This is a genomic window from Blastococcus tunisiensis, assembly GCF_900112815.1.
GTDB classification, from domain to species: Bacteria; Actinomycetota; Actinomycetes; order Mycobacteriales; family Geodermatophilaceae; genus Blastococcus_B; species Blastococcus_B tunisiensis.
The window spans coordinates 1-12,380 of sequence record NZ_FOND01000005.1; the positions used below are offsets into that span (position 1 = coordinate 1).

The window sequence follows — 12,380 nt, forward strand, 5'->3', positions numbered from 1 at the left end:
CGCCCCAGCCGCCGGGCTATTTCTCGCACGCCCAGGCCGGCCGCCCGATCCAGGGCGATCTCCTCCCGCTCGGCGAACGACAGATAGCGGCCACGGGGCTCGACCAGACTCATCGGCGTCATGCCACCAGCCTCGGCGAACCACCTGCGACCGGTGGCACCAACCACGCCGACGGCAGCAGCGGCATTCTCGGTCGAGCTTCCAGCGGCGACCAGCCGCCAGAACCGACGATGAACCTGCTTCGGCACATGCACGGTTCCAGCCATCGAGGCCACCTCGTCTCATCGAGGTGTTGCGACGACCCCTAGAACCCAAGGTCCGGGAACTGCGCATCCGCGCACACCGTCGAGATCCGCAGTCCTCGCTGCCGGCGCTGGTGTCCCTGAGCGGCCCATTCAGGGACACGTGGCCAGAGGCTCAGCCGACTGGAGGTTGTCCGCCCGCTGTGGGTGGGTTGGGAACGTGGTCGACGGCAGCGGGCGGCGCGCCGTCCGGCTCAGGCTGCTGAAGCCGCTGGCGCAGGAAGTCCATCACCCGGTCCAGGGCGTCGCGGGTGGGATGCCCGGGCTCGTCGACGAGGTCGACGGTGAGCACCGCGTGCGCCTGGGAGCGAATGCCGTAGGGGTTGCCGGGCGAGGAGTCGATCTCGATGCCCTCGAAGGCCTCGCCCAGTTCCTGGCGCAAGGTCGCGAACCGTTCGGCGGGGCAGCCCTTGTCGGCGGTGAACCGTAGGCCGAGCACGCACAGGCCCTGTGCGGTTCTCTCCTGCACGCGGGCTAGGTCGTCGCCGTCGAGCCCGAGGGCGGCCCGCTTGCCAGCGTTCACCGGTGCGGGCAGGACGGGCTGGCTCAACACCGGCGCCAGCACGGCCGGGTCAACGGCCATCGCCAGCGCGAATCCGCCGGTCAGACACATGCCGACGGCCCCCACCCCTGGACCACCGCACTCGGCGTGCGCTCGAGCCGCCAGGGCGCGTAGCCACGATGCGACCGGGCTGGTGCGATCGGCCAGCACGGTGAACTCGCGAGAGACGCAGGTCCGCCCGATCGACCGCAGGATCGCTCCAGTGCTGGCCGGTGCGCCGGGGTGCCCGAACAACGACGGCAGGTACACCCGGTAGCCAGCGGCGATCAGTCGGCGCGCGAAGTCCAGCACGCCCGGATGGATGCCTGGCACCTCGTGCATGACAACGACCGCAGGACCGGCTCCGGCGGAGAAGACCTCATGCGATCGGCCGCCGTACTCGAACGTCGTCGCCTCGAACCCCTCGATGCCGTCCGTCTGATGTCCCCTGGGCATGACCCAATCGTCGCGCCGCGTCTCGTGGTCGTCGCAGGGGCGAAGGGCACCCGTCCAAGACCGCACAAGACCCCGACCGATCGACGAACCGCGTCCGCGCGCCCGGGCATGACGGTGGTCGACGTCGTGCCTCGCGCCTGTCCCTGAGGCCGCCTTCAGAGGCCGCTCCCGGTGCCGTCCTGACGAGCGAGCCTGTCGGCGGATCGTGCCATCGCCATCGTGACCGGGAGAGCCCGACGGCCCAGCGCATGCCGTTCGGGCCACGGCGACCCAGGATGCACTCCTCAGCTCGAGGCGATGCGGTCCAGGATCGCGCGGACCAGCTGCTCCGGGGCCTGCTCGGGGATCCAGTGGGTGATCCCGGCCAGCTCCACGAACCGGTAGTCGCCGGTCACGAAGTTCGCGCACGCCTCGGCGGCGGTGCGCCCGATCGCCATGTCCTCGTCGCTCCACACGTACGTCGTCGGCACACCCACCGGGTCGACCCGGGTGTCGGAGCTCATCGCCCGGTACCAGTTGAGCGCGGCGGTCAGCGCACCCGGCGCCGACAGCACGGCCACGTACTCGTCGATCGCTTCCGCCGGCACCCCGCTGGCCTGCTCGCCGCCGGACAGCATCCGGCGCAGCCGGCGCGCGTCGTCGGCCAGCAGCACCTCCTCGGCCTTGCCCGGCTGCCAGAACAGCCGGATGTAGGCGGACCGCTCCTTCTGCTCGGGATCGGCGCGGTAGGCCGCCGTGTAGGCGGCGGGGTGCGGCACCGAGACCGCCGTCAGCGAGCGGACCCGGTCGGCGTGCCAGGCGGCCAGGGTCCAGGCCACGTTCGCGCCCCAGTCGTGCGCGACCACGTCGGCCACCGGGATCTCCAGGGCCGTCATCAGATCGGCGGTCACCTGCGCCAGGTTCTGCATCGAGTAGGCCTCGACCTCGCCGGGCCGTGCGCCGGGGGAGTAGCCGAGCTGGTCGGGGGCGTAGGTCCGCAGTCCGGCCTGGGCCAGCAACGGGGACACGGCCCCCCACGACGCCGACGTCTCCGGGAAGCCGTGCAGCAGCAGCACCGGCCGCCCGTCCTCGGGGCCGTCGACGCGCACGTCGAAGGTCAGGTCGCCGACGTCGGTGCGCAGCAGCTCTCCGGACATGCCCAGGACGCTAACGCCTCGCCCGGGGGCGCCGCGCCGGCCGGGAACGGTGAGCCCACGTCGCCGCGTTGAACCACGCATGTCGCTGACCCGACGACAGTTCCTCGCCGCGGCCGCCGGCGTGGGCGGGGCGGCCCTCACCGGCGGGGTCCTCGCCGACCAGGTGTGGCCGCTGCTGAGCCGGGAGGACCTGGTCCCCGGCCGGACGCCCGAGCTCGTCCTGTCCCGGCAGGCCTGGACGACCACGCCCGACCGGCTGACCTTCGCCGCGGTCGGGGACACCGGCACCGGTGGCCGGCAGGCGGTGGCCGTGGCCGCGCGGATGGCCCAGGGCTACGAGCAGAACCCGTACGGGCTGATCACCCACCTCGGCGACATCTGCTACTACGGCAGGATCGAGGACCGTTTCGACGACGTCTTCCTCCGGCCCTACGGCCCGCTCGTCGAGGCGGGGGTCGACGTCGAGCTGGCGATCGGCAACCACGACGGCGAGGTGCACTTCAGCGACGCCCGGCTCGAGGAGATCGAGACCGAGCTCCGGCTGCTGGGGACACCGGCGCGCTACTACCGGACCACCCACGGCCCGGTGGACTTCTTCTACCTCGACTCCAGCACGCCCGGCCTGTTCGGCGACGACGCCTCCGCGCAGCTCGACTGGCTCGACGACGCGCTGAGCACCTCGGCGAGCCGGTGGAAGGTCGTCTGCCTGCACCACCCGCCGTACTCCTCGGGCCGGCACGGTGCGACGCCCGGCGCGGAGGAGATGCTCGTCCCGGTGCTGGAGCGGCACGCGGTCGACCTCGTGCTGGCCGGGCACGACCACAACTACGAGCGCACGCTGCCGCTGAACGGGATCACGTACGTGGTCAGCGGAGGGGGCGCCAAGCTGACCCCCGTGAACCGGACGCGGATCACCGCCGCCGCCGCATCGGTGCTGCAGTACCTGCACGTCGAGGTGGTCGGGGACCGGCTGACCGCCCGCTGCATCCGCCCCGACGGTGGCCTGGTCGACCGGTTCACCCTGCGGGCCCGCGAGGGCCGGTGAGCACGCGGCTGCGCGCGGTCCGTGCCGTTCGCGAGGGCGCGGCCGCGCTCTACGGGGCGGCGGCGGCCGCTGTCGTCGTCGCCCCCGCGCTCATCCTCGACTCGACGGCGACCGGGGGCGGGGTCGCCCCGTCGTGGCAGGCGCTGGACCTGCTGGCGGTCAGCGCGGTGGTCGGGCTCGGCTACGGGGTGGTCTGCTACCGGCGGCTGCGCCGGCAGTCGACGATGACCCGTTCCCGGCCGAACGTGTGGATCGCCGCCGTCCACGCCCTCGTGGCGCTGGCCCTGCTGTCCTCGGTGCTGCTGGCCGTGGTGCTGCACGAGCTCGGTTCGATGCAGGCGCCGCTGGCCGGTCAGGAATGGACGTTGCTGGCCCTGTGGGGCGGGGTTCAGCTGGTCGCGGTCGCGGTCGCGGAGGGCGTGGAGCGCGGCGTGTTCCGGTGGCTCACCAGCCCCGAGCGGCGGGCGCTCGCCGGACACGGCGAACGGCCGGTCCCGGCCCGCCACTACCGTCGGGGCCCGTGACCAGCAGTCCCGAACGCGAGTTCGTCCTCGACCACCTCGACGACCTGCACGCCGACCTCGAGGCGTGGGTGCGCATCCCGTCGATCTCGGCCGACCCGGCGCACGCGGGCGACGTCGCCGACAGCGCCGCCTGGCTGGCCGAGGCGCTGCGCCGCACCGGCTTCCCGACGGTCGAGATCTGGCCGACACCCGGCGCCCCCGCCGTCTACGCGGAGTGGCCGTCGGCCGACGCCGACGCACCGGTCGCGCTCGTCTACGGGCACCACGACGTCCAGCCGGTCGATCCGCCGGAGCTGTGGGAGCACCCGCCGTTCGAGCCGACCCGGGTCGACGGTCCGGACGGTCCCGAGTTGCACGGCCGCGGGGCCAGCGACGACAAGGGCGTCCTGATCGTGCACCTGCTGGGTCTGCGCGCCCACCTGGCCGCCACCGGCCGCGACACCCCCGCCGTCACGGTGAAGCTGCTGATCGAGGGCGAGGAGGAGTCCGGCTCGCCGCACTTCCCCGCGCTCCTGCAGCAGCGGCGGGACCGGCTCGGCTGCGACGTCGTCGTCGTCAGCGACACCGGCATGGCCGCACCGGACGTCCCGAGCGCGGTGACCGCCATGCGCGGGCTGGCCGACGCCGAGATCACGCTGCGCGGCCCGGCCGTCGACCTGCACTCCGGCTCCTTCGGCGGCGCCGTCCCCAATCCGCTGCACGCCATGGCCGAGCTGCTGGCGACGCTGCACGACGACCGGGGCCGGGTCACCCTGCCCGGGTTCTACGACAAGGTCCGACCGCTGTCCGACCGCGAGCGGGAGCTCATGAGCCGGGTGCCGTTCGACGAGCGGGCCTGGCTGGCCGGGCCCGCGGCCTCCCGCGCCACCTACGGCGAGGAGGGCTTCAGCACCCTGGAGCGCACCGGCGCCCGGCCGACCGCCGAGGTCAACGGCATGTGGGGCGGGTACACCGGCCCGGGCCACAAGACGATCATCCCGGCCGAGGCGCACGCCAAGGTCACCTTCCGGCTGGTCTCCGACCAGCGACCGGAGGACGTCGGACCGCAGCTCCGGGCGTGGGTGGCGGCGAACGTCCCGGCCGGCATCGAGGCCGAGGTGCACACCCCGCCCGGCGGGGTCTCGCCCTGCTCGAGCGACCTGGACTCCCCGGCGATGGAGGCCCTGCTGCGGGCCATCGGCCAGGCCTTCGACACCGCGCCCGAGGACGTGCTGCTCACCCGCGAGGGCGGCAGCGGACCGGAGGCCGATCTCGTCGAGGCGCTCGGTGCCCCGCTGCTGTTCCTCGGCGCCGGGCTGCCGACCGACCGCATCCACTCCCCGAACGAGCGCGTCCTGCTGCCGATGCTCTCCCGCGGGGCCGAGGCGGCGGCGCACCTGTGGCGCGAACTGGGCGCCATGCGGCTGCGCTGAGGAGCGGTCAGCGGGGGAGGGTCCCGACGACGACGGTGCCGCCGGTCCCGTCGTCGGTCGCCACCCGCGGGCGGAACCCCGCGTCGGCGAGCGCGCCCGTCGCGGTGCGGACCTGGGCCTCGCCGACCTCGAAGAGCAGCGAGCCACCGGGGGCCAGCCACACCCCGGCCTGGGCGACCACCCGGCGGGCGACGTCCAGCCCGTCGTCCCCGCCGTCGAGGGCGACGCGGGGCTCGTGCTCGCGGGCCTCCGGGGGCAGGAGCGCGATCGCCCGGCTCGGCACGTACGGCAGGTTCGCGACGAGGACGTCGACCCGGCCGCGCAGGTGGACGGGGAGGGCGTCGAACAGGTCGCCGGCGTGCACGTTTCCCCCGGGCAGGTTGCGCCGGGCGCACCGGACCGCGGCCGGATCGACGTCCGAGGCGTGCACCTCGGCGTCCCCCAGCACCGTCGTCAGCGCCGCGGCCACCGCCCCGGATCCGCAGCAGAGATCGACGACGACCGGGCGGCGGGGGGCGAGGGCCGCGGCCTCGGCGACGAGCAGCTCCGAACGGCGCCGAGGGACGAACACGCCCGGGGCGACCGCGATGCGCAGGCCGCAGAACTCCGCCCAGCCCAGCAGGTGCTCGAGGGGCTCGCCCAGGACGCGGCGACCGACCAGTTCCTCCAGGCGCCCCGTCGATCCCGCTCCCGCGAGGAGCAGGGCCGCCTCCTCCTCGGCGAAGACGCAGCCGGCGGCGCGCAGCCGGGCGACGACGGCGGTCGGTGGAGCAGCGGACACGGCACCTCCCGGCTGAGCGGGGAACGGTACCCGTCGTCCTAGGGTGGGCGGCGTGAGCGGACCTGGCCGGCAGGCCCCACCGCCCGGCTGGTACCCCGACCCGGACGGGACGCCGGGATTCGTGCGCTGGTGGGACGGCGGCACGTGGTCGGACGTCGCGACGCCGGCCGGTCCCGGGGTGGCGGTGCAGTCCTCACCGCTCCTGGCACCCCCCGAGCCGGAGCCCCCGTCGCTGCCGCCGGAGGAGGAGCCACGCACCGGCGGCGGGGCCCGCACCGCGTGGGTCATCGGCGTCTCGTTGCTGACGCTCGTGGCGGTGGTCGTCGCCGCGGTCCTGCTCGGCCGGCCCGGTACCGACCCGGTGGCCGGGACGCCGGCGCCCTCGGCCGCACCGCTGCCCCTGCCCGGCCCCGAGTTCCCGCCGGGCACCGTGCGGATCATCGACCAGGCCTCCGGCATCTCCTACCCCTACCTCGGCGAGAACTGGTACGAGTTCGACCTGGGCATGCAGGCCGAGGTCACCGCGATCGCCGGTCAGTACTTCATCACCCAGGACCTGACCCCCGAGGGCAGCACGTTCATCGCGCAGTGCACGTCGGGACCGCTGGCCGCGAACCTCGGGTGGGCCGGCCCCTCGACCCTGCAGAGCACCACCCGCACCGTGGCCGACAGCGTCCGCTTCAACTACTACCCCCGGCCCAACGAGCGGACGGTGCTGCGCGAGGAGCCCCGGACCGTCGACGGCCGGGCGGCGTACCTGTACGAGTTCCAGCTGGCCTGGGACGCGCCGGGGTACGACGCCAGCGGTGAGCGCGCGGCGCTGCTGCTCGTCGACGTCGGCCGCCCGGCCCCCGCGCTGCTCTACATCTCGATCCCGAACACCCACGCCGAGCTCTACGGCGTCATCGACCGCGTCGTCGACGCCGTCGAGGTGCTGTGAGCCCCGGCCACGATCAGCTCACCTGATCGTGGCGCGTCCTCCCGCACGGCAGACGGTGGGGGAGGACGCCGCGGGGTGGGGGAGGACGCCGCGGGGTGGGGGAGGACGCCGCGAGGTGGGGGAGGACGGCCCCGACGCCCCGACTGCCCTCCGGACGGCGGGGCGGGTCCGCCCGCCGTTACTGTCGGACGGGTGACGACTGCTGGTGCCGAACTGACCCTGCGGCACCCGGTGGAGCGGTTCACGCTCGACAACGGGTTGCGCGTGGTCCTCGCCCCCGACCGGAGCGTCCCCGTGGTGGCGGTGAGCGTCTTCTACGACGTCGGGATGCGCAACGAGCCGGAAGGCCGCACCGGGTTCGCCCACCTCTTCGAGCACCTGATGTTCCAGGGCTCGGCCAACGTCCCGAAGATGGAGCACGCCCGCCTGGTGCAGGCCGCGGGCGGCACCTTCAACGGGTCCACCCACCAGGACTACACCAACTACTTCGAGGCGCTGCCGGCCGAGGCGCTGGAGCGGGCGCTCTTCCTCGAGGCCGACCGCATGGCGGCGCCGGCGATCACCGAGGAGAACCTCCGCAACCAGATCGACGTGGTGAAGGAGGAGATCCGGGTCAACGTGCTCAACCGGCCCTACGGCGCCTTCCCCTGGCTGCAGCTGCCGCAGATCGCCTTCGAGAGCTTCGCCAACACCCACGACGGCTACGGCTCCTTCGTCGACCTGGAGTCCTCCACCGTGGACGACGCGGCCGATTTCTTCGCCCGCTACTACGCCCCGGGCAACGCCGTCCTCTGCATCGGCGGCGACCTCGACGTGGCCGAGACCGAGCGGCTGGTGCAGCGCTGGTTCGGTCCCGTGGCCGCCCGCGAGGTCCTCCCGCTCCCGCCCACCGGGGAGCCCCGGCCCACCACCGTGCGGTCGGCCGTCGTCGAGGACGCGCTCGCCCCGGCCCCGGCCCTGGCCCTCGGCTGGCGGGTGCCGGACCCGGTCGGCGACTTCGACCGCTACCTGGGCACGGTCCTGCTGGCCGAGCTGCTCAGCGAGGGCGACGCCTCCCGGCTGGAGCGCCGCCTGGTGCACGACGACCGCATCGCCATCGCGCAGAGCAGCTACGTCGGGCTGTTCGGTGACCCCTTCGACGTCCGGGACGCCACCCTGCTGACCACCCAGGTGCACCACCCCTCCGCCGTCCCGGCCGAGCGGGTGCAGGCCGCGGTGCACGAGGAGGTGCGGCGGATCGCCGAGGACGGCGTCCCGGCCGACGAGCTGCGCCGCGTGCAGGCCCGCACCGAGGCCCAGCTCCTGCGCCAGGCCGACTCGGTCCTCGGCCGCACCCTGGGCTTCGCCTCCGCCGAGCTCGTGCACGGCCGCGCCGAGCTGGCCGGTGAGCTGGCCGCGCGGCTCGCCGCGGTCACACCCGAACAGGTCCAGGCGGCCGCCGGCGATCTGGATCCCGGCACCGCCGCCGTCCTCGAGCTGCGCGCCACGGGAGGACGGCGATGACCCCCGACCTGTCGCTGATCCCGCCGCTGGGCGAGCCCCGGCCGCAGCCGGTGCCCACGGCGGTCGAGTCGACCCTGCCGAACGGGTTGCGTCTGGTCCTGGTGCCCCGGCCCGGCGTGCCGCTCGTCGAGCTGCGGCTCCGTGTGCCCTTCGCGGCGACGACGGCGACCGACGCCGCCCTGCACACCGCCCGGGGCGCGGTTCTCTCCGGGGCAGTGCTCCTGGGGACGACGTCGCACGACAAGACGGCCGTCGCGCAGCTGCTGCAGGGCCACGGCGCCGAGATCTCGGTCGCCACCGGCCCGGACCGCCTGCTGCTCGCCACCACGCTCCTCCCCGCCGGCCTCGCTCCCGTCCTGGGCGTGCTCGCCGAGCTGCTGACCGGCGCGACCTACCCCGACGGCGAGGTCGAGGGCGAGCGCGACCGGGTGGCCGAGCAGATCGCCATCGCGCTCTCCCAGCCGGGCGTCATCGCACGGGAGGCGCTGGCCGCCCGCCGCTACGGCGACCACCCGTACGCCATCACGCTCCCGGCGCCGGACCTGGTGTCGGCCGTCGACGGCGACGCCCTCCGCGACCTGCACCGCACCAGGGTGCTCCCGGCCGGCAGCACCCTGGTGCTGGTCGGGGACCTCGACCCCGACGCCGCGGCGGACGCCGTCGCGGCTGCGCTGGGGGAGTGGACCGGGGCCGGGCATGCCGTGGAGGCGCCGCCGGTCCCCGATCTGCGGCCGGCCGGCATCGAACTGGTGAACCGGCCGGGTGCCGTGCAGTCCAACATCCGGCTCGGCGGGCCCGCCCCCGGCCGCACCGATCCGGACCTCCCCGCGGTACGGCTGGCCAACATGATCTACGGCGGCTACTTCTCCTCCCGGCTGGTGGAGAACATCCGGGAGAACAAGGGCTACACCTACAGCCCCCGCAGCTCGGTGGACCACCAGGCGGCCGGCTCCTCGTTCCTGGTGGAGGCCGACGTCGCCACCGAGGTCACCGGGCCGGCGTTGCTGGAGACCTGGTACGAGCTGGGGCGCATGGCCCTGCTGCCGGTGACCGAGGCGGAGCTCGACGGAGCCCGCCGCTACGTCCTGGGCAGCATGGCGTTGTCGACCGCGACCCACGCCGGCCTGGCCAGCACCCTCTCGGCGCTGGTGGGTGCGGGCCTGCCGCCCGGCTGGCTGGCCGAGCACCAGCAGGCGCTCGCCGAGGTGACCGTCGAGCAGGTGCAGGAGGTGTCCCGCCGGTACCTGGCGTCGACCGCGCTCACCGCCGTCGTCGTCGGCGACGCCGACCGGGTCGCCGAGCCGCTGGGCGCCCTCGCGCCGGTCTCCGTGCGCCCCGGCGCCCCGCAGTGACGGTGCCGGGGTCGGCCTGGCCGGAGCACTCCGCGCCGTCCCGCGGCGACGTCCCGGTGCTGTCCCGCGTGGCGCACGACCGCGCCCACCTGGCGCGCTCCCTGCCCGACCCCGCCGGGGGCCGGCCGGTCCGCGTGCTGACCGTCGACCCGCGGCGCAGCGTGCCGGTGGTGGAGGGCGCGGACGGGCCGGAGCTGGTCTGGGACGAGCAGCCCGCGCTGCCGGTCGGGGCGGTCTACCTCGGGGAGGCGGACGGCGTCCCGTACGCCGCCGTCCGGGGTGAGCGCTCGCTGACCGTCAACGGCCGACCGGTCGACTCCTGGTCGGGGTTGCGCGAGGTGGGGGCGGACCTGCGCGATCTCGACGCCGGCCTGCTGGTCGAGGCCGTCGGCATCCTCGAGTGGCACGAGCGCAACCGGTTCAGCCCGCTGACCGGGGCGGCGACGACGATCGAGCGGTCGGGCTGGAGCCAGCGCGATCCCACCACCGGCACCGAGATCTTCCCGCGCACCGACCCGGCGGTGATCATGCTGGTGCACGACGGTGCCGACCGGCTGGTGCTGGGCCGGCAGGCGGTGTGGCCGCCGGGCCGGTTCTCCATCCTGGCCGGGTTCGTCGAGCCGGGGGAGTCGGCCGAGGCGGCCGTCGCCCGGGAGGTGGCCGAGGAGGTCGGCCTCGCGGTGACCGACATCCGGTACGTCGGCAGCCAGCCGTGGCCGTTCCCGCAGTCGCTGATGCTCGGCTTCGTGGCCCGCGCGGACGGCGGCGACGAGCTGGTCCTCGACCCGACCGAGATCGAGGAGGCCCGGTGGTTCACCCGGCAGGAGCTCCTCGGCGGCGGCGGTCCCGCCGCGCTGCCGCCGCCGGTGTCGATCGCCCGGCACATCATCGACCGGTGGTTGAAGGACGAGCTTCCCCCCACGCCTCGCTAGGAGAATGACCCGCCTGCCCCCCACCACTCGCACGCTCGCGGCGGGGCCCTGCAGGCGGGCCGTCAGGCGAAACGTCCGCCCAGCAGCAACGCCGGCCGGTCGGGGTGGTCGGCCAGCACCACGGCGTCCGCGAGGGCCGACGGGTCGACCTCCTCGTCGTAGCGGTCGAAGGCCGGTAGCTGCCACGCCTGGTCGGGGTCGGTCAGCCGCCGCCGTGCCGCCGGGGACATCCGGAGGTGCACCACGACGTCGAAGGACAGCCCCAGGCCCTGCAGCAGCGCCCCGGGCACGAGCAGCACGCCCTGCTCCGGAGCCGGGCGGCGCGGCGCCCGGGCCGCCCGGTCGCGCGCGACGTCCCACAGGACGGGCAGGTACTCCCCGGTGCCACCGGGGCCCACCGGCGCCAGGACCTCGCGGGTGAGGGCGCCGGCGTCCAGCCAGTCGGTGTAGCGGGCGTCGGGGTCGGTCCGCCCGCGCTCGAGCCGCAGGGAGGCCGGCCGGTAGAAGCCGCCGGCCGGAACGACGGCGGACGGGCGGCCCAGGGCGGGCAGGAGCCCGGCCACCGCGTCGGCCAGCCGGTCCGGGGCGGCCGCGGCCGGCCCGTCGACGGCCACCCGCAGCGCGGCGGCACCGGGTTCGGGGGCCAGCGGCGCGAGGAGGCCGGCGAGACGCCCGGCCAGCGCCTCCGGCGTCAGCGGCTCCGGACGGGTCAGCAGCCGCCGTCCCCGGCGACTACGGCGGCTGCGTCGAAGGTCGGCCGCGGGGTCGGCGGGGTCACGGGCACCACGAGCGTGTGCGGTCGGCGCAGGCCCGGGGCCGGTACCGCCCGGGGGGAGGAGCTGGTCGGCCCGGCGCCCGCCGGTTCGGGGGAGTCCGTCGGGAGCGCGTCGAGCACCTCGCGGGCGAGCTCGGCCACGGGGCGTCCCTGGGACCGGGCATCGCGGCGCAGCGTCTCGAACGCGGCCCGCGCGCTCGTGCCGCGCCGCTCGGCGAGCACGCCGATGGCCCGTTCGGTGGAGACCCGGGCGGCCAACGCGTGCTCGAGCTGGGCGACGGTCCGCTCCAGCTCCGCCATGCGCGCCTCCGCCGGGTCCAGGAGCACCTCGCCGGCACCTCCCGTCCCCCGCGCGGAGCGGCGGGCGGAGCGGCCGGGCTCGTTCAGCACACCCAGCTCCTCCGACACGAGGTCGGCGAGGGAGAGCCCCTCGACCAGGCCGCCGGCGACCTCCCTGCCGGCGGGGGACTGCACGCACCACCCGCGTTCGGTGCGGACGAGGGCCACCTGCACCGCACCGGGCGTGCCCGTGGCCGGGACGGGATCAGGCGTCGAACTCACCACAGCGGCCTCCACGAGCACGTCCGGTGCGGTGGGCCGGAGGACGTCCATGCCGCGGTCGCGGCCCGCTCCGGGGCGATTCTGCCCCTTCGGGGGCCGGGGACCGGGGATCACGGGCTG

13 protein-coding genes are annotated in these 12,380 nt (G+C 75.2%); 7 read left to right on the top strand and 6 right to left on the bottom strand.

Going from position 1 to position 12,380, the window contains the following annotated elements:
- The 3 genes from BM142_RS25630 to BM142_RS07695 form a co-directional block, all read right to left on the bottom strand.
- Positions 1–266: helix-turn-helix domain-containing protein (locus BM142_RS25630; RefSeq protein ID WP_417852085.1), on the bottom strand; the 266-nt coding region annotated here is incomplete at its 3' end.
- Positions 267–417: 151 nt separating this feature from the next.
- Positions 418–1,299 carry a dienelactone hydrolase family protein gene (locus BM142_RS07690; protein ID WP_092196448.1) on the bottom strand — a complete coding sequence of 294 codons (882 nt, stop codon included), beginning with the start codon at positions 1,297–1,299 and terminating at the stop codon, positions 418–420.
- Between the two features lie 284 nt (positions 1,300–1,583).
- Positions 1,584–2,435 (bottom strand): alpha/beta fold hydrolase, encoded by an 852-nt coding sequence (locus BM142_RS07695; RefSeq protein ID WP_092196208.1) that lies wholly within the window; start codon positions 2,433–2,435, stop codon positions 1,584–1,586.
- A 79-nt stretch (positions 2,436–2,514) separates the two neighbouring features.
- Between BM142_RS07695 and BM142_RS07700 the strand changes: the two genes are divergently transcribed.
- Genes BM142_RS07700 through BM142_RS07705 form a run of 3 tightly spaced genes read left to right on the top strand, consistent with a single transcriptional unit; the run spans position 2,515 to position 5,416 of the window.
- Positions 2,515–3,480, top strand: a complete 966-nt coding sequence (locus BM142_RS07700) for a metallophosphoesterase family protein (protein WP_175527157.1) — start codon at positions 2,515–2,517, stop codon at positions 3,478–3,480.
- Positions 3,477–4,004, top strand: coding sequence for a hypothetical protein (locus BM142_RS25130; RefSeq protein WP_175527158.1), 528 nt, complete (start codon positions 3,477–3,479; stop codon positions 4,002–4,004). The genes BM142_RS07700 and BM142_RS25130 overlap by 4 nt, the downstream gene beginning before the upstream one ends.
- Positions 4,001–5,416: a M20/M25/M40 family metallo-hydrolase gene (locus BM142_RS07705; protein ID WP_175527159.1), complete on the top strand. Its 1,416-nt coding sequence runs from the start codon at positions 4,001–4,003 to the stop codon at positions 5,414–5,416. Before BM142_RS25130 ends, BM142_RS07705 begins: the two co-directional genes overlap by 4 nt.
- Positions 5,417–5,423: 7 nt before the next feature.
- On the opposite strand, the gene BM142_RS07710 is transcribed toward BM142_RS07705, so the two are convergent.
- Positions 5,424–6,197: a putative protein N(5)-glutamine methyltransferase gene (locus BM142_RS07710; protein ID WP_092196211.1), complete on the bottom strand. Its 774-nt coding sequence runs from the start codon at positions 6,195–6,197 to the stop codon at positions 5,424–5,426.
- Between the two features lie 52 nt (positions 6,198–6,249).
- Here BM142_RS07710 and BM142_RS07715 point away from each other — a divergent pair, with 52 nt between their 5' ends.
- From BM142_RS07715 to nudC, 4 genes are all read left to right on the top strand, one after another.
- Complete coding sequence (locus BM142_RS07715; RefSeq protein ID WP_092196212.1) at positions 6,250–7,137, top strand: DUF2510 domain-containing protein; 888 nt, start codon at positions 6,250–6,252, stop codon at positions 7,135–7,137.
- A gap of 192 nt (positions 7,138–7,329) precedes the next feature.
- Positions 7,330–8,640: a M16 family metallopeptidase gene (locus tag BM142_RS07720; protein ID WP_092196213.1), complete on the top strand. Its 1,311-nt coding sequence runs from the start codon at positions 7,330–7,332 to the stop codon at positions 8,638–8,640.
- Positions 8,637–9,992 carry a M16 family metallopeptidase gene (locus tag BM142_RS07725; RefSeq protein ID WP_092196214.1) on the top strand — a complete coding sequence of 452 codons (1,356 nt, stop codon included), beginning with the start codon at positions 8,637–8,639 and terminating at the stop codon, positions 9,990–9,992. Before BM142_RS07720 ends, BM142_RS07725 begins: the two co-directional genes overlap by 4 nt.
- Positions 9,993–9,994: 2 nt before the next feature.
- The gene (gene nudC, locus BM142_RS07730) at positions 9,995–10,924 is read left to right on the top strand and encodes an NAD(+) diphosphatase (protein WP_254790637.1); all 930 of its coding nucleotides are present in this window, start codon (positions 9,995–9,997) and stop codon (positions 10,922–10,924) included.
- 62 nt (positions 10,925–10,986) lie between these two features.
- Here the strand turns inward: nudC and BM142_RS07735 are convergent, their stop codons facing one another.
- Both BM142_RS07735 and BM142_RS07740 read right to left on the bottom strand, forming a co-directional pair.
- Entirely contained in the window at positions 10,987–11,538 is a 552-nt protein-coding gene (locus tag BM142_RS07735) for a nucleoside/nucleotide kinase family protein (protein ID WP_254790638.1), read from the bottom strand.
- 95 nt (positions 11,539–11,633) lie between these two features.
- Positions 11,634–12,260 (bottom strand): ANTAR domain-containing protein, encoded by a 627-nt coding sequence (locus BM142_RS07740; RefSeq protein ID WP_254790640.1) that lies wholly within the window; start codon positions 12,258–12,260, stop codon positions 11,634–11,636.
- Positions 12,261–12,380: the final 120 nt, after the last annotated feature.

Bases quoted from the DNA above. Each gene is read 5' to 3' on its own strand.
- BM142_RS07690 (WP_092196448.1), bottom strand. From the start codon at position 1,299: ATGCCCAGGGGACATCAGACGGACGGCATCGAGGGGTTCGAGGCGACG.
- BM142_RS07695 (WP_092196208.1), bottom strand. From the start codon at position 2,435: ATGTCCGGAGAGCTGCTGCGCACCGACGTCGGCGACCTGACCTTCGAC.
- BM142_RS07700 (WP_175527157.1), top strand. From the start codon at position 2,515: ATGTCGCTGACCCGACGACAGTTCCTCGCCGCGGCCGCCGGCGTGGGC.
- BM142_RS07725 (WP_092196214.1), top strand. From the start codon at position 8,637: ATGACCCCCGACCTGTCGCTGATCCCGCCGCTGGGCGAGCCCCGGCCG.